This is a genomic window from Kitasatospora sp. NPDC058184, assembly GCF_042883725.1.
In the GTDB taxonomy this organism is placed as follows: domain Bacteria; phylum Actinomycetota; class Actinomycetes; order Streptomycetales; family Streptomycetaceae; genus Kitasatospora.
In genome coordinates, this window is sequence record NZ_JBHVVE010000030.1 from 26,050 (window position 1) to 45,740 (window position 19,691).

The 19,691-nt window shown below is 73.4% G+C and carries 18 protein-coding genes; 16 read left to right on the forward strand and 2 right to left on the reverse strand.

The features are described 5' to 3' along the window. Positions 1 to 75: 75 nt before the first annotated feature. From ACFVXH_RS36640 to mutM, 8 genes are all read left to right on the forward strand, one after another. Complete coding sequence (locus ACFVXH_RS36640; protein ID WP_049653379.1) at positions 76 to 609, forward strand: hypothetical protein; 534 nt, start codon at positions 76 to 78, stop codon at positions 607 to 609. A 167-nt stretch (positions 610 to 776) separates the two neighbouring features. After that, the gene (gene rsmD / locus ACFVXH_RS36645) at positions 777 to 1,361 is read left to right on the forward strand and encodes a 16S rRNA (guanine(966)-N(2))-methyltransferase RsmD (RefSeq protein ID WP_049653380.1); all 585 of its coding nucleotides are present in this window, start codon (positions 777 to 779) and stop codon (positions 1,359 to 1,361) included. A gap of 49 nt (positions 1,362 to 1,410) precedes the next feature. Next, a complete protein-coding gene (gene coaD, locus ACFVXH_RS36650; protein ID WP_049653382.1) occupies positions 1,411 to 1,902 on the forward strand; it encodes a pantetheine-phosphate adenylyltransferase in 492 nt (163 codons plus the stop codon). Positions 1,903 to 2,089: 187 nt separating this feature from the next. Beyond that, a complete protein-coding gene (locus tag ACFVXH_RS36655; RefSeq protein WP_049653383.1) occupies positions 2,090 to 3,310 on the forward strand; it encodes an ATP synthase F0 subunit B in 1,221 nt (406 codons plus the stop codon). Positions 3,311 to 3,484: 174 nt separating this feature from the next. Further along, on the forward strand, positions 3,485 to 4,129 hold the full coding sequence (locus tag ACFVXH_RS36660; RefSeq protein WP_049653386.1) for a DUF177 domain-containing protein: 645 nt from the start codon (positions 3,485 to 3,487) through the stop codon (positions 4,127 to 4,129). A gap of 2 nt (positions 4,130 to 4,131) precedes the next feature. Then, entirely contained in the window at positions 4,132 to 4,305 is a 174-nt protein-coding gene (gene rpmF / locus ACFVXH_RS36665) for a 50S ribosomal protein L32 (protein ID WP_030056747.1), read from the forward strand. A gap of 20 nt (positions 4,306 to 4,325) precedes the next feature. Then, entirely contained in the window at positions 4,326 to 5,117 is a 792-nt protein-coding gene (gene rnc / locus ACFVXH_RS36670) for a ribonuclease III (RefSeq protein WP_049653387.1), read from the forward strand. A gap of 54 nt (positions 5,118 to 5,171) precedes the next feature. Next, positions 5,172 to 6,050 (forward strand): bifunctional DNA-formamidopyrimidine glycosylase/DNA-(apurinic or apyrimidinic site) lyase, encoded by an 879-nt coding sequence (gene mutM, locus ACFVXH_RS36675; RefSeq protein ID WP_387830473.1) that lies wholly within the window; start codon positions 5,172 to 5,174, stop codon positions 6,048 to 6,050. A 6-nt stretch (positions 6,051 to 6,056) separates the two neighbouring features. Here mutM and ACFVXH_RS36680 read toward each other — a convergent pair whose 3' ends face one another. After that, positions 6,057 to 6,977, reverse strand: a complete 921-nt coding sequence (locus ACFVXH_RS36680; RefSeq protein WP_049653392.1) for a hypothetical protein — start codon at positions 6,975 to 6,977, stop codon at positions 6,057 to 6,059. Positions 6,978 to 7,296: 319 nt separating this feature from the next. Between ACFVXH_RS36680 and ACFVXH_RS36685 the strand changes: the two genes are divergently transcribed. The 5 genes from ACFVXH_RS36685 (at position 7,297) to ftsY (ending at position 14,742) form a co-directional block, all read left to right on the forward strand. Then, positions 7,297 to 8,649, forward strand: a complete 1,353-nt coding sequence (locus ACFVXH_RS36685) for a hypothetical protein (protein ID WP_387830475.1) — start codon at positions 7,297 to 7,299, stop codon at positions 8,647 to 8,649. Positions 8,650 to 8,786: 137 nt separating this feature from the next. Next, complete coding sequence (locus tag ACFVXH_RS36690) at positions 8,787 to 9,086, forward strand: acylphosphatase (protein WP_049653395.1); 300 nt, start codon at positions 8,787 to 8,789, stop codon at positions 9,084 to 9,086. 424 nt (positions 9,087 to 9,510) lie between these two features. Continuing rightward, complete coding sequence (locus ACFVXH_RS36695) at positions 9,511 to 9,714, forward strand: hypothetical protein (RefSeq protein ID WP_045702518.1); 204 nt, start codon at positions 9,511 to 9,513, stop codon at positions 9,712 to 9,714. Between the two features lie 154 nt (positions 9,715 to 9,868). After that, complete coding sequence (smc, locus tag ACFVXH_RS36700; protein WP_387830477.1) at positions 9,869 to 13,468, forward strand: chromosome segregation protein SMC; 3,600 nt, start codon at positions 9,869 to 9,871, stop codon at positions 13,466 to 13,468. Positions 13,469 to 13,515: 47 nt separating this feature from the next. Further along, on the forward strand, positions 13,516 to 14,742 hold the full coding sequence (ftsY, locus tag ACFVXH_RS36705) for a signal recognition particle-docking protein FtsY (RefSeq protein ID WP_380780062.1): 1,227 nt from the start codon (positions 13,516 to 13,518) through the stop codon (positions 14,740 to 14,742). Positions 14,743 to 14,831: 89 nt separating this feature from the next. Here the strand turns inward: ftsY and ACFVXH_RS36710 are convergent, their stop codons facing one another. Next, positions 14,832 to 15,521, reverse strand: a complete 690-nt coding sequence (locus ACFVXH_RS36710; protein ID WP_074001515.1) for a bifunctional DNA primase/polymerase — start codon at positions 15,519 to 15,521, stop codon at positions 14,832 to 14,834. A 629-nt stretch (positions 15,522 to 16,150) separates the two neighbouring features. Here ACFVXH_RS36710 and ACFVXH_RS36715 point away from each other — a divergent pair. From ACFVXH_RS36715 to ACFVXH_RS36725, 3 genes are all read left to right on the forward strand, one after another. Continuing rightward, complete coding sequence (locus ACFVXH_RS36715) at positions 16,151 to 17,605, forward strand: hypothetical protein (RefSeq protein WP_181970686.1); 1,455 nt, start codon at positions 16,151 to 16,153, stop codon at positions 17,603 to 17,605. A 288-nt stretch (positions 17,606 to 17,893) separates the two neighbouring features. Continuing rightward, entirely contained in the window at positions 17,894 to 19,333 is a 1,440-nt protein-coding gene (locus ACFVXH_RS36720; protein ID WP_387830480.1) for an ammonium transporter, read from the forward strand. Continuing rightward, positions 19,330 to 19,668 (forward strand): P-II family nitrogen regulator, encoded by a 339-nt coding sequence (locus tag ACFVXH_RS36725; protein WP_049659191.1) that lies wholly within the window; start codon positions 19,330 to 19,332, stop codon positions 19,666 to 19,668. Before ACFVXH_RS36720 ends, ACFVXH_RS36725 begins: the two co-directional genes overlap by 4 nt. Positions 19,669 to 19,691: the final 23 nt, after the last annotated feature.

Here is a 19,691-nt window from a genome sequence, read left to right on the forward strand (position 1 = left end):
CCCCCGGGAGAGAATGAAGGTGTTCAGGGCGCACCCCCAAGGTGCGTTCCTGGCACGACACTTGGGGGTCAAGCCATGGCATTCCGTCATCTCAACGAGCTCCCGCTGGGCGACAAGGTCTTCCGGATCGAACTCGCCAGCGACGACGACCGCGAGGTCACCCTCACCCTGACCGGCTGGCGCGAGGGGGCGGCCGCCGCACCGCTCGCCTCGGGCAAGCTCCGCCTGCCGGTCGAGGACGTCGCCTCGCTGCGGATCGCGCTCAACCGCGCGCTGCGGGCGCTGGCGATCGTCGCCGACGTCTCCGAGCCCATCCCCGACCGCGACGTGCTGCGCGAGCTGTACCCCGGCCACGGCGCCCCCTGGGTGCCGCAGCACGAGGAGGAGCTGGTCCGGCGCTTCCACGACGGCGAGACCGTCGCCCGGATCGCCGCCCGCTTCGGCCGCACCCCCGACTCCGTCCGGACCAAGCTGCGCGAGCTCGGGCACGACCCGCGCCGCCCCGAGTTCTGCCCGCCCGACGGCTGCCTGTCCTGGTCCCGCTACGCCTCGCCGGCCCTGCTCGGCGCGAGCGTCCCGGCCCAGTCGGCGGGCTCCGAGGCGAGCTGACCACCCGAGTGCGCGGCCGCGGCCCGGTGGGGGATTCCCCGCCGGGCCGCGGCCGTCCGGCGTGGGCGCGCGCCCGTCCGGCGCGGGCACAGCGCCCGTCCGGCGTGAGCGCGGTGCGGTGATCGGGATAGCGTGGTCGGGCAGCGACGAAAGGACCTCCCACCACCATGACCCGCGTGATCGCCGGGGCGGCCGGCGGCCGCCGGCTGGCCGTACCGCCCGGCCGGGGCACCCGCCCGACCTCCGACAAGGCCCGTGAGGCGATGTTCTCCACCCTGGAGGCGCTGCGCGGCACCCTGCACGGGGTCCGGATGCTGGACCTGTTCGGCGGATCCGGCGCGGTCGGGCTGGAGGCGCTGTCCCGCGGCGCCGAGCACGTCCTGCTGGTCGAGGCGGACGCCCAGGCGGCCCGGGTGATCCGGGAGAACGTCCGGACGATCGGCCTGCCGGGGGCCGAGGTGAGGGCCGCCAAGGCGGAGAAGGTGATCGTCGGCCCGCCCCCGCAGAGCCCGTACGACCTGGTCTTCCTCGACCCGCCGTACGCGGTCACCGACGAGGAGGTCCGCGAGATGCTGATCACACTCCTGGCCGGGGGCTGGCTCGCGGAGGACACGCTCGTCACCGTGGAGCGCAGCACCCGCGGCGGCGGGTTCGTCTGGCCCGAGGGTTTCGAGGAGCTGCGCTCCCGCCGTTACGGCGAGGGCACGCTCTGGTACGGTCGCGCCGCCGCCGCGGCCGGCGAGCAGGAGTAGCGGGCCGCGGCCCGCAGCAGCCGTCACCCCACGAGGGAGCACACACGCCATGCGCCGAGCCGTCTGTCCCGGTTCGTTCGACCCGATCACCAACGGCCACCTCGACATCATCGAGCGGGCCTCGAAGCTGTACGACGTGGTGCATGTCGCGGTCCTGATCAACCGGAACAAGCAGGGCATGTTCACCGTCGAGGAGCGGATCGGCCTGATCGAGGAGGTCACCGCCGGCTTCGGGAACGTGGTGGTCGAGTCGCACCACGGCCTGCTGGTGGACTACTGCCGGGAGCGCGGCATCCCCGCGATCATCAAGGGCCTGCGCGCGGTCAGCGACTTCGACTACGAGCTCCAGATGGCCCAGATGAACCACGGGCTGACCGGGGTGGAGACGCTGTTCGTGCCGACCTCGCCGACGTACAGCTTCCTCTCCTCGACGCTGGTCAAGGAGGTCGCCTCGTACGGGGGCGACGTCTCGCACCTGCTGCCGGAGACGGTGCACGGCCGGCTGGTCGAGCGGATCGCGGAGCGCAAGGCGGCGCAGTAGTCCACTGCCTGTCGGTTCCTGCCGGTTCGTCACGTCATGTCCGTTTGCCCGGAGACCGGTTCGGCTCAGGCGTTGTGACCCCGCTGGGCAGTGGCCGTACAGTCTGTATCCCTGCCCCGCGGTGAGGTTCACCGCGTCGGGCCTGCCTCCGCCGGACCGTCGGCGGCACACGGAAAGACGAAGCCCCGTGGACGTGCAGAACAAGGTCGACGAGATCGTGGCGGCGGTCGAGAACGCCCGCTCGATGCCGATGTCGGCCTCCTGCGTGGTGAACCGGGCCGAGCTGATCGGCCTGCTCAACGACCTCAGGTCGGCCCTGCCCGCCGAACTCGCCCAGGCCCAGTCGGTGATGGCCGACCACGAGCAGGTGGTGGCCGGCGCCCAGGCCGAGGCGGACCTGATCATCCAGGGCGCGCACGCCGAGCGCGGCTCGCTGATCTCCGACACCGAGGTGGTCCGCCAGGCCCAGGCGCAGGCCGACCGGATCCTCGCCGAGGCGCGTGCCGAGGTCGACGCCAAGCTGGCCGAGGCCGACGACTACGTGGACAGCAAGCTCGCCAACTTCGAGGTCGTGCTCACCAAGACGCTCGGCGCCGTCGGCCGCGGCCGCACCAAGCTGCGCGGCGACTCCAGCGTCTTCGAGGCCGAGCCCGAGGGCGAGAGCGACGGCGAGGAGTTCCGCCCGCAGCGGATCAGCCCGAGCCCCGAGGTCGACGAGTACGTCGATGTGAAGCTCGCCACCCTGGAGAACGTGCTCGGCGCCACCCTGGAGGCGGTCGGCAAGGGCCGGGACAAGCTGCTCGGCAAGCGGCCCATCGACGAGCTGGGCGCCTACCTGGCCGCCGCCGACCAGGCCCAGGAGGCCAAGGAACGCGCCGAGGCCGTGGCGGCGGGCTTCGCCCACGACCCCGACGGCGGGGACATCGCCTGGTACCGCGAGGACGTCCCGCAGCAGCAGACCTGGCCGGAGCAGACCCCGGCCGCGGCCGGCTGGCAGGCCCCCGGCACCGACCAGTACGCGGCGGCCCAGCAGCCCGGCGGGCAGTACGCCGAGGTGTACGGCGGCGGCTACGACCCGGCCGGCCAGGGGGACCCGTACAACACCCAGTGGGGCCAGCAGCAGGGCGGCTACCAGCAGCAGGGCTACCCGGACCAGCGGCAGGAGGGCTACGGCTATCCCCAGCAGCAGCCGGGCTACGCCGCGCAGCCGTACGACGACTACGCCTACCCCCAGCAGCCCGCCCTCCCGCCGGCCGTGCCGCACCAGCAGCAGGGGCACGGGCAGGCCCAGGGCCACGGACAGGCGCAGGGCCACGGACAGGCCCAGGGCCAGGGTCTGGACGAGACCAGCTTCTTCGACACCAGCATGATCGACATGACCAGGCTGCGGGAGCTCGGCGGCCGCTGAACCGGCCCCGCCGCGACGGTGCGGGAGTCTCCTGACGGGACCGAAGTTGGGCCTGACGGGAGACTCCGGTAGTCTGACCACTCCGGCCTCTCCATGTCCGGCTGTTGGCTTGCCCGCGCAACGCCGACCGGACGGAGACGCAATCGAAGAACCCCCCATGGAAGTCAGGACACCGTGAACCGCCTCGACCACCGCGACCCCCTCGTGTTCGACACGCACGAGCTCGGTCGTCGCCCGGGCTCGATGCGCAAGGTGAGCCGGACCCTGGAGGCCCCCGAGGGCTTCGGGATCATCGACGTGATCGGCGTGCCGGAGAAGAGCCCGATCGAGCTGGACCTCCGCCTGGAGTCCGTGGTCGAGGGCGTGCTGGTCACCGGCACGGCCGAGGCGGGCGTCGAGGGCGAGTGCGTCCGCTGCCTGGAGCCCGTCGAGTTCGACATCGACGTGGACTTCCAGGAGCTGTACTACTACCCGGAGTCCGACGAGCGCCACCGCGCCCGGACCACCGGGACCGAGGACCTCGACGAGGACTCGGAAGAAGAGACTTACCGTCTGGAGGGCGACTTCTTCGACCTCCGGCCGGTGCTGCGTGACGCGGTGGTGCTCGCACTGCCGCTGCAGCCGGTGTGCCAGGAAGACTGCCTGGGCCTGTGCTCCGAATGCGGAGCGCGCCTGAGCGACGACCCGGCGCACCACCACGATGCCGCCGACCCCCGGTGGGCGGCTCTGCAGGGACTCTCCGCCGCCCCCGGCGACGAGGGTGACGGATCTAAGAACAGCGACACCCGTGAGGGTCTCGCCGAGAACCAGGAGAAGTAGCCGTGGCTGTTCCGAAGCGGAAGATGTCGCGCAGCAACACGCGCCACCGTCGGTCCAACTGGAAGGCCGTTGTTCCGGCCCTCGTGGCGTGCGACCGCTGCCACGAGCCGAAGCTGGGCCACATCGCGTGCCCGAGCTGCGGCACGTACAACCGTCGCCAGGTCCTCTCGGTCTGATCGGCGGGGTGTACGGATCGATGTCGGACGGTAACTCCACCCGCAAGGCGACCATCGCCCCGAAGGGTTCCTCTTCGGGCGGCGGCAAGGCCGGCGGGCCGGCTTCGACCGAATACGACGTTCTGGAAGGGCGCCTCGGGTACACGCTCGAGCGCGCCCTTCTGGTACGTGCCCTGACCCACCGCTCGTACGCGTACGAGAACGGCGGGCTGCCCACCAACGAGCGCCTGGAGTTCCTCGGCGACTCGGTGCTGGGCCTCGTGGTGACCGACACCCTCTACCGCGTCCACCCGGACGTCCCGGAGGGCACGCTCGCCAAGCTGCGCGCCGCGGTGGTCAACTCCCGCGCGCTCGCGGACGTCGGCCGCGGCCTGGAGCTCGGCACGTTCATCCGCCTCGGCAAGGGCGAGGAGGGTACCGGCGGCCGCGACAAGTCGTCGATCCTCGCCGACACCGTCGAGGCCGTGATCGGCGCCATCTACCTGGACCAGGGACTGGACGCGGCCACCGAGTTCGTCCACCGGCTGTTCGACCCGCTGATCGAGGAGTCCTCTCAGCTCGGCGCCGGCCTGGACTGGAAGACCAGCCTCCAGGAGCTCACCGCCTCGGTGGGCATCGGAGTGCCGGAGTACGTGGTCATGGAGTCCGGTCCGGACCACGAGAAGACCTTCACCGCGGCGGCCCGGGTGGCCGGCGAGGACTTCGGCAGCGGCGTCGGCCGCTCGAAGAAGGAAGCCGAGCAGAAGGCCGCCGAGAGTGCCTGGCGCGCGATCAAGGAGAAGTACGCCGACCGGCTGCCCGCCGGCGCGTGATCCCGCAGTAGCCTTCACTCCTGCTGATCCGTACCGAGCAGGAGGCGTGTTCCCGTGCCCGAACTTCCCGAGGTCGAGGTCGTCCGCCGTGGTCTGGCCACCTGGGTGGCCGGACGGACGGTCGCCGACGTCCAGGTGCTGCACCCGCGCGCGGTGCGCCGCCAGCCGGCCGGCGCGGCGGACTTCACCGCCCGGCTGACCGGCACCACCCTCGGCACCGCGCAGCGGCGCGGCAAGTACCTGTGGGTGCCGCTGGCCGGCACCGGGGCGGGGTTCTCGCTGATCGGCCACCTCGGGATGAGCGGCCAACTCCTCGTCCAGGACCCGTCCGTACCCGACGAGACCCACCTGCGGGTCCGGCTGCGCTTCGCCGACGGCGGGCGCGAACTGCGCTTCGTCGACCAGCGGACCTTCGGCGGCCTGGCGGTCGAGGAGGCCGAGGACGGGGACCCGGAGGGCACCCCGGTCTCGATCGCGCACATCGCCCGCGACCCGCTCGACCCGCGCTTCGACGACGCCGCCTTCGTGGCCGCGCTGCGCGCCAAGCGGACCACCGTCAAGCGCGCCCTGCTCGACCAGACCCTGATCAGCGGCGTCGGCAACATCTACGCCGACGAGGCGCTGTGGCGCTCCAGGCTGCACTACGACCGCCCGACCGCGACGCTCACCCGCCCGCAGGCCCTGCTGCTGCTGGCCAACGCCCGGGACGTGATGAGCGCGGCGCTCGCCGTCGGCGGCACCAGCTTCGACAGCCTCTACGTCAACGTGAACGGCGAGAGCGGCTACTTCTCCCGGGACCTCGACGCCTACGGCCGCGAGCAGGAGCCCTGCCGCCGCTGCGGCACCCCGATCCGGCGGGCGGCCTGGATGAACCGCTCCAGCTACTTCTGCCCTCGCTGCCAGCGCGTGCCGCGCGCCCGCAGCGAGGGCTGAGGCGGGCTACTTCCGGGCGAGTTCGGGTTCGTCGGCGGCCGGTTCCCCGGGCGTGCCGTGGGTGTCCTGGCCGAAGTAGGCGACCCCGACCGCGGCGACCACCGCCAGCAGGAAGCCGATCACGCCGAGCCAGCCCAGGCCGGCCTTGGAGGAGTCGCCGAGCCAGAGCACGCCGACCGCGCCGGGCAGCACCGTCTCGCCGACCACCAGCGCGGCGGTCGCGCCGTTCACCGAGCCGATCTGGAGCGCCACGGTGTGGATGTACATGCCGCCGATGCCGCCGACCAGGACCGCGTACAGCGCCGGGTCGGAGAGCAGCTCGCCGAGCGCGAACGGCTCGATGCCGTTGAGGATGCGCACCCCGACGCCCAGGGCGCCGAAGCCGAGGCCGGAGAGCAGACCGGCGACGATCGCGCCGTTGGCGCCCATCCGCCGCACCAGCAGGCTGCCGCCGACCAGCAGCACGGTGGTGACGATCAGCAGCCACCAGTGGAAGGCCATCGCGGTGTGGTGGCCGCCCTCCGGCCCGGCCGAGACGGCCAGCAGCACCAGCGCCGAGCAGAGCACGGCGATCGAGGCCCACTCCAGCTGCTTGAGCCGGATGCCCAGCAGCTTGATGCTGAGCACCGCGGTGATCACCAGGTTGGCGCTGATGATGGTCTGGGAGAGGAACAGCGGCAGCAGCCGGGCGGCCAGCGCGCCGAGCCCGAAGCCGATCAGGTCGAGCACCGTGCCGAGGATGAACTCCCAGGTGACGGCGGCCTTCGCGGTCGAGGACAGGCTCGGGCCGCCGTGCTCGGTGGTCGAGCTGGTGGCGCCCTTGGCCGCCTCCTCCCGGGCGGAGCGGCGGGATCCGACAGCCTGGAGGACCGAGCCGGTGCCGTAGCAGGCGGATGCCGCCACGGCGGTGACGAGGCCGATGATCACCGAGAACTCCGATCGGGAGGTGGGTCGAGAAGGGTCAGGGTAAAGAAAGGGCAATGGGACCGGTGGTCCGGGACCACTATGCCCGCCCGCACGGTACGGTCGGCACGCCCCCCGGAGTGCCCCGGAGCGGGGCCGGGCCTGCCGGGACGTACGTTCGGCGGCCTCCCGCGGTTCCCGCGCGGGCCCCGACTCAGGGGTCACCGGGGGAAACATCATCCCCGAGGAGGGGGCGGCCCCGGCGGTCGGCGGGGAGTCTTGTCAGTACCAGTATGCGAAGGGTATGGCGTGCTCAGGGGCCGGTCACGGTAGCGTCGGGGGCATGAGAACCCTTGCACGACGTTCCCGGGGCGCCGGGCCGCTAGCCCTGGTGGCGGCGCTGCTCGGGCTGCTGCTCCTGCTGGCACCCGCGGCCTCGGCGGCCGGCGGCCTGAGCGACGCCACCGCCGCCCTGAAGAAGGGCCAGGTCTACGTCGACCCGGCCATGACCAGCCGCTTCAGCCAGGCCCAGGCCGACGCCCTGACCAAGAAGATCGACAAGGCCGACAAGCCGATCTTCGTCGCGGTCGTCCCCGACTCGCCGGCCTTCGCCAAGGCGACGGTCTTCAAGGACCTCCGCACCACGGTCGGCGTCGACGGCGTCTACGCGGTCTGGCGCGGTGACCAGTTCACCGCCCGCGCCGACCGCGGCGCGCTCGCCGCCGGCGTCCCGGAGCGGATCTCCGGCGCGGCCTTCCGCTCCCACAGCGGCGACATCGACGCCACCCTGAACGACTTCGTCGACCAGGCCGCCCCGCAGACCAAGGGCACCGGGGTCAACCACAGCACCTCGATCGCCTGGGTGGTCATCCCGGTGGTGCTGGTCGCGCTGGCCGGCGCCGGCGTCTTCCTCCTGTTCCGCCGCGCCAAGCAGCGCAAGGAGGCGCAGGCCCGGGCCGAGCTGGAGCAGCTGCGCCGGGTGGTGGACGAGGACATCACAGCCTTCGGCGTGGAGCTGGAGCGGCTCGACTTCAGCCCGGCCGCGGCCGACGCGGACGACGCCCAGCGCACCGACTACAGCCACGCCCTGGACTCGTACGAGAAGTCCAAGCGGCTGATGGACGAGGCGAAGAAGCCCGAGGACGTCAAGCAGGTCACCGAGGCGATCGAGGACGGCCGCTTCTCGCTGGCCACCCTGGCCGCCCGGCGGGAGAAGAAGCCGCTGCCCGAGCGCCGTCCCCCGTGCTTCATGGACCCGCGGCACGGCCCGTCCGTCAAGGACGTCGACTGGACTCCGGCCGGCGGCGCCGCGCGCACCGTCCCGGTCTGCCAGGCCGACGCGGACCGGCTCGCGGCCGGTCTCGACCCGGCGATCCGCACGGTCGACACCGAGCACGGCCCGCAGCCGTACTGGAACGCCGGCCCGGCGTACGCGCCCTGGGCGGGCGGCTACTTCGGCGGCTTCGGTGGCGGCGGCCTGCTGCCGGGCCTGCTGGTCGGCACCATGCTCGGCTCGATGATGAGCTCCCCGGCCTACGCGGCCGCGCCGATGATGGACGGTGGCCACGGCTACCAGGACCAGCACGAGGGCGGTGACTTCACCGGCGGCGACTTCAACGGCGGCGACTTCGGCGGGTTCGGCGGCGGTGGCGATTTCGGTGGTGGCGGCGGCGACTTCGGCGGCGGGGACTGGTAACCCGCTCGACCGACCGCACGCTCCCGCGGCCCCGCCGGTTCTCCGGCGGGGCCGCTCCCGTTCGCGCGGGGGCGTCGTCCGCGGAGGCGGGCCGGGGCCGAGCTGTGACCGGGAGCGCGGACGGCTAGGGTCGGGGCATGCACGGTCGCGACGCCCACAGTGAGGAACCGGTCCGGGTGACCGCCTGGGTCCGGGGGAAGGTCCAGCAGGTCGGGTTCCGCTGGTGGACCAGGGCACGGGCGCTGGAGATCGGACTGAGCGGCTACGCCAGCAACCTCGGCGACGGCCGGGTGCAGGTGGTGGCCGAGGGGCTCGCGGCCGACTGCGAGCAGCTGCTGGCCCGGCTGCGCGGCCCGGGGACCCCGGGGAACGTCAGCGGGGTCACCGAGATCTGGACGGCCGTCGGCCCTGGCTACGAGGGTTTCGAGATCCGCTGAGCCGCGCCGGGCCGGGCCGCCGGCGGTGCTCCGCGCGGGCTCCCGGGAAAAGATCCGGAACCGGCGGTGTCACGAGGTTGCCATCCGGGCAGACTCGTGGTTGACTCCGCATCGAACGATGATCCACGAGCACGCGGTGGACCCGTCCCGAAGCCCCCCAGGCGTGATGACACCGCCGGGCAGGTGACAGGGGCGCGGTAGCGTGCGGTGATCGTGTTGACCCTTTCCGTCTTTGGTGAGACGCTGGAAGCCCGCGCACACGACCGCGTTCTCCCGGTAGGCGCATGCCCCCGTGAGCCCAGCTCACGGTGGTTGTGCCGCAGTGCCCAGCCAGCACTTCCGGTGACGCGCCGCGCGTGCGTCCCCCTTCCCCCTAGACCTGTACCGTTCCGGTTCGGTCACTCAGCGTGGAGGACCATTCATCATGGCAAAGGCGCTTCTCGGGTACGTCGGCGGCCCCGACCCGCGAATGCTCTCCGAGATGCGACGGCTTCAGCAGCGCGTCCAGGACCTTGAAGCGGAGCTCCTTCGGATGCAGGCTGAGAACGACGCTCTCACCGCTGTCGCTGACGAGCACTCGCTGCTCAACAGCATCGATCTGGATCAGCGGGAGCCGGCTCTCACCTGAGTCCCGCCCGGTCCTCGCAGATCGACGCCGTTGCGCACCGAGCCGCCCCGAAAGGGACGCAGCTTGCAAGGGACGCCCTGATGTGGCGTCCCTTCGTCGTGTCCGGCTCCGGATACAGTCGGTTCCCGTCTGAGCGATAGAGGGGACCGGCCGCGTGCACCTGAAGAGTCTGACGCTGCGCGGGTTCAAGTCCTTCGCCTCCAGCACCACCCTGCGCTTCGAGCCCGGCATCACCTGCGTCGTCGGCCCGAACGGCTCCGGCAAGTCGAACGTGGTCGACGCGCTGTCCTGGGTGATGGGCGAGCAGGGCGCCAAGTCGCTGCGCGGCGGCAAGATGGAGGACGTCATCTTCGCCGGGACCAGCGGGCGCGCCCCGCTCGGCCGGGCCGAGGTCAGCCTCACCATCGACAACACCGACGGCGCCCTGCCGATCGACTACTCCGAGGTGACCATCACCCGGACCATGTTCCGCAACGGCGGCAGCGAGTACGCCCTCAACGGTGAGACCTGCCGCCTGCTGGACATCCAGGAGCTGCTCTCCGACTCCGGCATCGGCCGCGAGATGCACGTCATCGTCGGGCAGGGCCAGCTGGACTCCGTGCTGCACGCCGACCCGATGGGCCGGCGCGCCTTCATCGAGGAGGCGGCCGGCGTCCTCAAGCACCGCAAGCGCAAGGAGAAGGCGCTGCGGAAGCTGGACGCGATGCAGGCCAACCTCAACCGGGTCCAGGACCTGGTGGCCGAACTGCGCCGCCAGCTCGGACCGCTCGGCCGGCAGGCCCGGATCGCCCGCCGGGCCGCCGGCATCCAGGCCGACCTGCGCGACGCCCGGCTGCGGCTGCTCGCCGACGACCTGTGCGCGCTCCGCCGGGCCGTCGAGGCCGAGGTCGCGGACGAACTGGCGCTGCGGCTGCGCCGCACCACCGTCGAGCAGGAGCTGGCCCGGGCGGTGCAGCGCGAACGCGTCCTGGAGGCGCAGGTCGAGCAGCTCGGCCCCGGACTGGAGACCGCCCGGCAGACCTGGTACCGGCTCTCCGCGCTCGCCGAGCGCACCCGCGGCACCGTCGGGCTGGCCGAGGCCCGCGCCCGGCACGCCGCCGCCGGGGGCCGGGGCGAGGAGCGGCGCGGGCGCGACCCGGAGGACACGGAACGGGAGGCCGCGCGGGTCCGCGAGGAGGAGGCCGCGCTGACCGAGGCCCTGGAGGAGGCGCGGTACGCGCTGGCCGAGGCGGTCGAGCGCAGGGACGGACTGGAGTGGGAGCTGGCCGCCGAGGAGCGCCGGCTGCGGGACGCCGCCCGGGCCATCGCCGACCGCCGGGAGGGCCTGGCCAGGCTGCAGGGGCAGGCCGCCGCCGCCCGGTCCAGGGCCGCCGCCGCGCAGGCCGAGATCGGCCGGCTGGCCGAGGCCAGGGACGAGGCGCTGCTGCGCGCCGAGGCCGCCCGGGGCGAGCTGGACGAACTCCAGCGGCAGGTGGACGGCCTGGCCGGGGAGGACGAGCAGGCCGAGGCCCGGTACCGGCGGGCGCGCGAGCACCTCGCCGCGGTGGAAGGGGAGCTGGCCGCGGCCCGGGAGGCGTCCGCCGCCGCCGAGCGCGAGCGGGCCGGGCTGACCGCGCGGCACGAGGCGCTCTCCCTCGGGCTGCGCCGCAAGGACGGCACCGGCGCGCTGCTGGACGCGGGGGAGCGGCTGGGCGGGCTGCTCGGCCCGGCGGCTGCGCTGCTGCGGATCGAGCCGGGGTACGAGGTGCCGCTCGCCGCCGCGCTCGGTGCGGCGGCCGACGCGGTGGCCGTCGACTCGCCGTCCACCGCCGCCGGGGCGCTGCGGCTGCTGCGGGCCGAGGACGCCGGCCGGGCCGCGCTGCTGATCGCCGGTACCGCCGGCTCCGCCGAGGCGGCCGAGCCGGCGGGGGAGCTGCCGGACGGGGCCCGCTGGGCGGCCGAACTGGTCGACGGCCCGGCCGAGTTGCTCGGCGCGGTCCGGCGGCTGCTGGCCGGGGTGGCGGTGGTCGCGGACCTCGACCGGGCGCTGCGGCTGGTCGCCGGGCACCCCGCGCTGTGCGCCGTCACCGTCGACGGGGACCGGCTCGGCGCCGGCTTCGCCCAGGGCGGCTCCGGCGGCGCGCCGAGCCTGCTGGAGACCCGGGCCGCGGTGGACGAGGCGGCCCGGGCGATCGGCGAACTCACCGTCCGCTGCGCCGAATCGGCCGAGCGGCTGGCCCGACTCGCCGAGCAGCGACGGGAGTCGGCCGCCGAGGTGGAGCAACTCGCCGAGCGGAGACGGCAGGAGGAGAAGGAGCGGGCCCAGGTCGCCGGGGCGCTCGGCCGGCTCGGCGGGCAGGCCCGCGCCGCCGCGGGCGAGGCCGGTCGGCTGTCGGACGCCGCCGCGCGCGCCGAGCAGGGGCTGGCCGAACTGCTCGACGGCGCCGAGGAGCTGGCGCGGCGCCTGGCCGCCGCCGAGGAGTCGGCCCGGGCCGGGGAGGACGAGCCGGACGCCGCCGAACAGCAGCGGCTGGCCGGGGCCGCGAGCGACGCCCGGCAGGCCGAGCTGGAGGCCCGGCTCGCGGTGCGCACCCACGAGGAGCGGGTCCGCGCCCTGGCCGGCCGGGCCGACCAGCTGGACCGGGCCGCCCGCGCCGAGCGCGAGGCGCGCGCCCGGGCCGCCGAGCGCCGCCGGCGCGCCGAGCACGACGCCTCGGTGGCGAACGCCGTCGCGGCGGGCGCCCGGCAGCTGCTGGCCTGCCTGGAGGTGTCGCTGGCCCGCGCGGACGCCGGGCGGGCGGCCGTCGAACAGGCGCGGGCCGAGCGCGAGCACGAGCTGCGCGCGCACCGGGAGCACGGCCGCGGGCTCAAGGAGGAGCTGGACAAGCTGGTCGACGCCGGGCACCGGGACGAGGTGCTGCGGGCCGAGAAGCGGCTGCGGATCGAGCAGCTGGAGGCCCGCGCGCTGGAGGAGTTCGGCATCGACGGCGGCGAGCTGCTCGCCTCGTACGGGCCGGACCAGCCCGTCCCGCCGTCCGCGCCCGAGGAGGGGACGGAACCGGGTGAGCCGTACCCGTACGTCCGGGCCGAGCAGGAGAAGCGGCTGCGGGCGGCCGAGAAGGCGTACCAGCAGCTCGGCAAGGTCAACCCGCTGGCGCTGGAGGAGTTCGCCGCGCTGGAGGAGCGCCACCGGTTCCTCGGCGAGCAGCTGGACGACCTCAAGCGCAGCCGGCGCGACCTGCTGGACATCGTCCGGGAGGTGGACCAGCGGGTCGAGCAGCTGTTCACCTCGGCGTACCACGACACCGCCGCCCAGTTCGAGGGCGTCTTCGCCCGGCTCTTCCCGGGCGGGGAGGGCCGGCTGGTGCTGACCGACCCGGAGAACATGCTCGCCACCGGGGTCGAGGTCGAGGCCCGGCCGCCGGGCAAGAAGGTCAAGCGGCTGTCGCTGCTGTCCGGCGGCGAGCGCTCGCTGACCGCGGTGGCGCTGCTGGTCGCGATCTTCAAGGCCCGGCCCAGCCCGTTCTACGTGATGGACGAGGTGGAGGCGGCGCTGGACGAGACCAACCTGCGCCGGCTGATCGGGATCATGGAGGAGCTGCGGGAGAGCTCCCAGCTGATCGTGATCACCCACCAGAAGCTCACCATGGAGTCGGCCGACGCCCTCTACGGCGTGACCATGAAGGGCGACGGCATCTCGCAGGTGATCAGCCAGCGGCTGCGCGAGGAGCACCGGGAGCGCCGGCCGCGGGCCGTACGCACCGCATCGGTGTAGGGCGGCTGCGGTCCATCCGGGCTCCGGTCGCGGATACTGGAGCGGATATGGAATACGTGATCCTTGCCGTAGTCATCGCCGTGGTCGCCATCGGCGCGATCGCCGGCCTCGTCGTTTCCGGCAGACGACGCCAGCAGCTGCCCCCGAAGTCGCAGGCGCCGGTCATCACGGCGCCGAAGCCCACCCCGCAGGAGCCCCAGGTCGGCGAGGAGGCCGCGCCGCCGACCGAGGCGCCCCGCCGCACCGTCGAGGAGGTGCAACTCCCGGAGGCCGAGGCGCCCGCCGAGGCCGAGGCCACCGAGGCCGAGGTCGTCGAGACCGCTGAGGCGGCCCCGGCCATCGAGGTCCCCGAGCCCACCGCCGGCCGGCTGGTCCGACTGCGCTCGCGGCTCTCCCGCTCGCAGAACTCGCTCGGCAAGGGCCTGCTCTCGCTGCTCTCCCGCGAGCACCTGGACGAGGACACCTGGGAGGAGATCGAGGAGACGCTGCTCACCGCGGACGTCGGCGTCGCCCCCACCCAGGAGCTGGTCGAGCGGCTGCGCACCCGGGTGAAGGTGCTCGGCACCCGCACCCCCGACGAGCTGCGCGCGCTGCTGCGCGAGGAGCTGGTCGAGCTGGTCGGCAAGGACTCCGACCGTGCCGTGCGCTCCACCAAGCACGAGGAGGGCCCGGCGGTGGTCCTGGTGGTCGGCGTCAACGGCGTCGGCAAGACCACCACGACCGGCAAGCTGGCCCGCGTCCTGGTCGCCGACGGCCGTACGGTGGTGCTCGGCGCCGCCGACACCTTCCGCGCCGCCGCCGCCGACCAGCTCCAGACCTGGGGCGAGCGGGTGGGCGCGCGCACCGTCCGCGGCCCGGAGGGCGGGGACCCGGCCTCGATCGCCTTCGACGCGGTCAAGGAGGGCATCGCCGAGGGCGCGGACACCGTGCTGATCGACACCGCCGGCCGCCTGCACACCAAGACCGGCCTGATGGACGAGCTGGGCAAGGTCAAGCGGGTCGTCGAGAAGCACGGCCCGGTGGACGAGGTGCTGCTGGTGCTGGACGCCACCACCGGCCAGAACGGCCTGATCCAGGCCCGGGTGTTCGCCGAGGTGGTCGACATCACCGGCATCGTGCTGACCAAGCTGGACGGCACCGCCAAGGGCGGCATCGTGGTCGCGGTCCAGCGCGAGCTGGGCGTGCCGGTCAAGCTGATCGGCCTGGGCGAGGGCGCGGACGACCTGGCCCCGTTCGAGCCGGGGGCGTTCGTGGACGCGCTGATCGGCGACTGACAGCCTCCGCGAGGCGTTCGATCAGGGAAGCGCACGAAGGGCCCGCCCCCTCCAGGGGGCGGGCCCTTCCGCGTGCCGGGGCGGGGCGGTCAGGAGGCCATCCAGGCCGGCTCGGCGGTGCGCTCGCGGCCGCGGTGGCAGGCGTAGGCGAGGGTGCCGAGCAGCAGCCGGGCCTCCGGCGGGCAGCCCGCGTTGTCGCGGGTGGGGCGGCGCAGCCAGCGGACCGGGCCGAGGCCGCCGAGGACGGTGGGCGGGGCGGCGACGTGGCCGCCCTCGCCGTGGCAGACCAGGTCGAGCGCGGCGTCGTCCCAGCCCATCCGGTACAGCAGGTCGGGCAGGCGCCGGGCGGTGCCGGCGGCGACCAGGAACTGGAGCCGGCCGGTGGGGGGCGCGAGCACCGGGCCCACCTGGGTGCCCATCCGCTCCAGCCGGACCAGGGCCTGGAGGCCGGCCTGCTCGGGGACGTCCAGGACGTCGAAGGCGCGGCCGGTGGGGAACAGCACCGCGCCCTCGGTGCGGGCGGCGCGGGCCCGGCCGCCGCCCCGCACGGGGTGCAGACCGGGTGCGGCGCAGCGGGGGGAGCCGCAGGGACAGCGGGGCGGGGCGGTGGCGCCGGCGACCGGGGTGCCGGTCTCCGGATCGCCGGTGACGACCGCCCAGCCCCAGCGGCCGGTGTACTCCGCGGCGGCCTGGGACGCGGTGACCTTGGTGCGGCGGCGCGCGCCCAGCGGTGCCAGCCGCAGGTGCCCCAGTCGAAGTTCGCCGAACAGGTTGTCCATGCCTCCCCCAACAGGTTCTTGTTGCCGATGGTTACGGGACGGTGACTGTGTGTCGATTGTCAGCCGTGTGGTGCGTAGTGCGGTGGCGGCGCGCAGCGCGTGGTGTGCGCCCGTTCCGGCGGTGCGCCTCGGGCGCCGCCTTGTGGGGGCGGCGCCGATGCCGGATCGTCGTGTTCGTGGGGCTGTCGCCGTCCCGAGTGGACGGTGAACTCGCTTGTGGCTGCGGTGGGTTGCGGGTTCCGCCGGGTCCTCCGGGATGGGCCGGGGGACTTGGCGGCCCGCATATGCCGGGCCGTCGGGACTCCCTAAGTGAAGCGTGTGCCCCCGGGCTTCGGTTCACTCCTGGGGGTGGCGAAAGGTGGCGTTTCGCCAGGGGCGCTCCCATGGGCCCCTCGCGGGGCATTACGTTCAGCGTGCGGATGTCGTCGAGGAGTCTGTCCCGGGCCGTCGGGCAACGGGAGTTGGGAATCTGACGGATCGTCCGCAACGATGGCACACCAGTGCGAGGGCGCTGCGGTACGGCGGCGCCGCGGCACCTCAGGCACGGCACGTCTGGCAAGAGCCCGCAACCGTCGGGCGGTCACGATCGGGGGCCCCGGTAGGGGCCGGGCGGGATGGGGACGTTACCCATGGCAGAGAAGCAACCGAATGAGAAGCTGACCACGTGGTTCGCCCGCAGTGGCTGGTCCAAGGGCGAGTTGGCCCGCCAGGTCAACCGCAAGGCCCGGCAGATCGGCGCCCACCACGTGTCCACCGACACCTCCCGGGTGCGCCGCTGGCTCGACGGCGAGCAGCCCCGCGAGCCGATCCCCAAGATCATGTCGGAACTCTTCTCCGAGCGGTTCGGCTCGGTGGTCTCCATCGAGGACCTCGGCCTGCGCGCCGCGATCCCGGTCTCCACCGTGGGCGGCGGCGTCGACCTGCCGTGGAGCGGCCAGCAGACCGTCCAGCTGATCAGCGACTACTCCCGCAGCGACCTCATGCTCAACCGCCGGGGCTTCCTCGGCACCTCACTGGCGCTGACCGCGGGCGCCGCGCTGATCGAGCCGATGCAGCGCTGGCTCGCCCCCGGCCCGAGCGGCGTCCCCACCCCGATCCTCACCGCGGCCAACGGCGGCGAGGCCTTCACCGGCCGGCTCTCCGAACCCGAGCTCGAACTGCTGGAGCAGACCACGGTCATGTTCCGGCAGTGGGACGCCCAGAACGGCGGCGGGCTGCGCCGCAAGGCCGTCGTCGGCCAGCTGCACGAGGTCACCGACCTGCTCCAGGAGACGTACAGCGAGGACACCACCAAGCGGCTGTTCCGGCTCACCGCCGAACTCGCCCACCTGGCCGGGTGGATGTCGTACGACGTCGGGATGCACCCGAGCGCGCAGAAGTACTACGTGCTCGCCCTGCACGCGGCCAAGGAGGCCGGCGACCGCCCGTTCGGCGCGCTGATCCTCACCGACATGAGCCGCCAGATGATCCACCTCAACCGGGGCGAGGACGCCCTGGAACTCATCCACCTGGCCCAGTACGGCAGCCGCGACGCCGCCACCCCGCGCCAGCAGTCCCTGCTGTACGCGATGGAGGCGCGCGCCTACGCCACCATCGGCGAGGTCAACCGCTGCGCCCGGGCGATCCGGCTGGCCGAGGACACCTTCACCGACATCCGGGACGGGGACCAGGACCCGGACTGGCTGAAGTTCTTCTCGCCCGCCGAGCTGAACGCCGAGAACGCCCACTCCTTCCGCGACCTCGCGTACCACTCGGACAACGCCGAGCTGTACGCCTCGCTGTCCGCGCCGGTGATGGAGACCGCGGTCGACCTGTTCCGCCAGGACGCCGACCACGTGCGCTCGTACGCCTTCAACCTGATCGGCATGGCCAGCGTCCACCTGCTGCAGAAGGAGGCCGAGCAGGCGGTGGTGATGGCCGAGCAGGCGGTGGACATCGCCACCAAGGTGCGCTCGGAGCGGCTGAACTCCCGGGTCCGCAAGACCACGGAGGCCGCGTCGGCCAGGTTCAAGGGCGTGGACGCGGTGAGCCGGCTCAAGGAGCGGGTGGTCCAGGACATCCCGGAGTTCGTCTCGGTGGTCTGACCGGAGGCCCGCCAGGGCCGTCCGAAGGAAAAGCTCCACCGACCGTGGCGGCCGCCGCCGTCACGGTCGGTGGCATGTCCGGCAGCCGATGGTCCGGCCCGGCCGGGCCGCGGCGGCCGCGGTTCACGCAGCCGTAACCCGCGCGTCGCACGCGTCACCGCGGTGAAACAACCGGCCGCACCGGCCGAAACCAGCCTTCGGCACGCTCCTCCTCAACGCCGACACCCCGGGTGGCACCACGGGACGGGTCCCCGGGTGCGGATCGGCCTGGACGCAGAGGAGACGCCGATGCCGGACGGCTTCAGCGCGGGCGACACCGCCTTCGTACTCATCAGTGCGGCCCTGGTCATGCTGATGACCCCAGGGCTCGCCTTCTTCTACGGGGGCATGGTCAGGGCCAAGAGCACGCTGAACATGCTGGCGATGAGCTTCCTCTCGCTCGGCATCGTCAGCGTGCTGTGGGTCCTCTACGGCTACTCGCTCAGCTTCGGGTCCGACTCCTTCGCCGGCCTGATCGGCAACCTGGACCACCTCGGGATGCGCGGCCTCGGCCTCGACGAGCTGACCGGCTCCATCCCGGTCACCGCCTTCGCGCTGTTCCAGCTGATGTTCGCGGTCATCACCCCGGCGCTGATCAGCGGCGCCGTCGCGGACCGGGCCAGATTCGCCGCCTGGGGCCTGTTCATCGCGCTCTGGGTGACGGTCGTCTACTTCCCGGTCGCGCACTGGGTGTTCTTCTTCGACGGCGGCCACGGCGGCTGGCTGGGCGACCGCAACGGCGTGATCGACTTCGCCGGCGGGACGGCCGTGCACATCAACGCGGGCGTCGCCGGCCTCGCGCTCTGCCTGGTGCTGGGCAAGCGGATCGGCTTCAAGAAGGACCCGATGCGCCCGCACAGCCTGCCGCTGGTGATGCTCGGCTCCGGGCTGCTCTGGTTCGGCTGGTTCGGCTTCAACGCGGGCTCGGCGCTGGCCGCCAACGGCGTCGCCGCGATGGCCATGGTGAACACCCAGGTCGCCACCGGCGCGGCGCTGGTCGGCTGGCTGGTCTACGAGCGGTTCAGGCACGGCGCCTTCACCACGCTGGGCGCCGCCTCCGGCGCGGTGGCCGGACTGGTCGCGATCACCCCGGCCTGCGGCTCGGTCAGCCCGCTCGGCGCGGTGGCGATCGGACTGGTCGCGGGCGCGGTCTGCTGCGCCGCCGTCTCGCTCAAGTACCGCTGGGGCTTCGACGACTCGCTCGACGTGGTGGGCGTGCACGCGGTCGGCGGGGCGGTGGGCTCGCTGCTGGTCGGCCTGTTCGCCACCGGCGGGGTCGGCCAGGGCGTCAAGGGCCTGTTCTACGGGGGCGGGATCGGCCAGCTGGGCAAGCAGGCGATGGGCGTGGCGGTGGTCGCGGCGTACTCCTTCGTGCTGTCCTGGCTGCTGGCCAAGGCGGTCGACCGGCTGGTCGGCTTCCGGGTCTCCGGCGAGGTCGAGACGGCCGGCATCGACCAGGCCGAACACGCCGAGTCCGCCTACGATTTCACCGCCGTGGGGGCGGGGCTGGCCCGGGCCCTGCCGGGCCTGGCCGCCGCTGCCGCGACGTCCGCCGCCGAGCGGTCCGCCGGACGGTCCACCGAACGGACCGGCGAACGGTCCACCGAACGGACCGGCGTCGCGGAACCCGGTGCCGCCCAGCCCGCCGCGCAGCCCGCCGAGAAGAGGACCGAGGTCGACGCCCGATGAAGCTCATCACCGCCGTGATCAAGCCGTACCGACTGGACGAGGTGAAGTCCGCCCTCCAGGCCTTCGGGGTGCACGGCCTCACCGTCACCGAGGCCAGCGGCTACGGCCGCCAGCGCGGCCACACCGAGGTGTACCGGGGGGCCGAGTACACCGTGGACCTGGTACCGAAGGTCAGGATCGAGGTCCTGGTCGAGGACGAGGACGCCGAGGACCTGATCGACGTCCTGGTGAAGGCCGCCCGGACCGGGAAGATCGGCGACGGCAAGGTGTGGAGCGTGCCGGTCGACACCGCCGTACGGGTCCGCACCGGCGAGCGCGGCCCGGACGCCCTGTAGCCCGGCGGCCGGTCGCCCCGCGG

Coding starts and splice junctions, on each gene's coding strand:
- ACFVXH_RS36640 (WP_049653379.1), top strand. CDS start 76: ATGGCATTCCGTCATCTCAACGAGCTCCCGCTGGGCGACAAGGTCTTC.
- rsmD (WP_049653380.1), top strand. CDS start 777: ATGACCCGCGTGATCGCCGGGGCGGCCGGCGGCCGCCGGCTGGCCGTA.
- coaD (WP_049653382.1), top strand. CDS start 1,411: ATGCGCCGAGCCGTCTGTCCCGGTTCGTTCGACCCGATCACCAACGGC.
- rnc (WP_049653387.1), top strand. CDS start 4,326: ATGTCGGACGGTAACTCCACCCGCAAGGCGACCATCGCCCCGAAGGGT.
- ACFVXH_RS36685 (WP_387830475.1), top strand. CDS start 7,297: ATGAGAACCCTTGCACGACGTTCCCGGGGCGCCGGGCCGCTAGCCCTG.
- ACFVXH_RS36690 (WP_049653395.1), top strand. CDS start 8,787: ATGCACGGTCGCGACGCCCACAGTGAGGAACCGGTCCGGGTGACCGCC.
- ACFVXH_RS36695 (WP_045702518.1), top strand. CDS start 9,511: ATGGCAAAGGCGCTTCTCGGGTACGTCGGCGGCCCCGACCCGCGAATG.
- ftsY (WP_380780062.1), top strand. CDS start 13,516: ATGGAATACGTGATCCTTGCCGTAGTCATCGCCGTGGTCGCCATCGGC.
- ACFVXH_RS36710 (WP_074001515.1), bottom strand. CDS start 15,521: ATGGACAACCTGTTCGGCGAACTTCGACTGGGGCACCTGCGGCTGGCA.
- ACFVXH_RS36715 (WP_181970686.1), top strand. CDS start 16,151: ATGGCAGAGAAGCAACCGAATGAGAAGCTGACCACGTGGTTCGCCCGC.
- ACFVXH_RS36720 (WP_387830480.1), top strand. CDS start 17,894: ATGCCGGACGGCTTCAGCGCGGGCGACACCGCCTTCGTACTCATCAGT.
- ACFVXH_RS36725 (WP_049659191.1), top strand. CDS start 19,330: ATGAAGCTCATCACCGCCGTGATCAAGCCGTACCGACTGGACGAGGTG.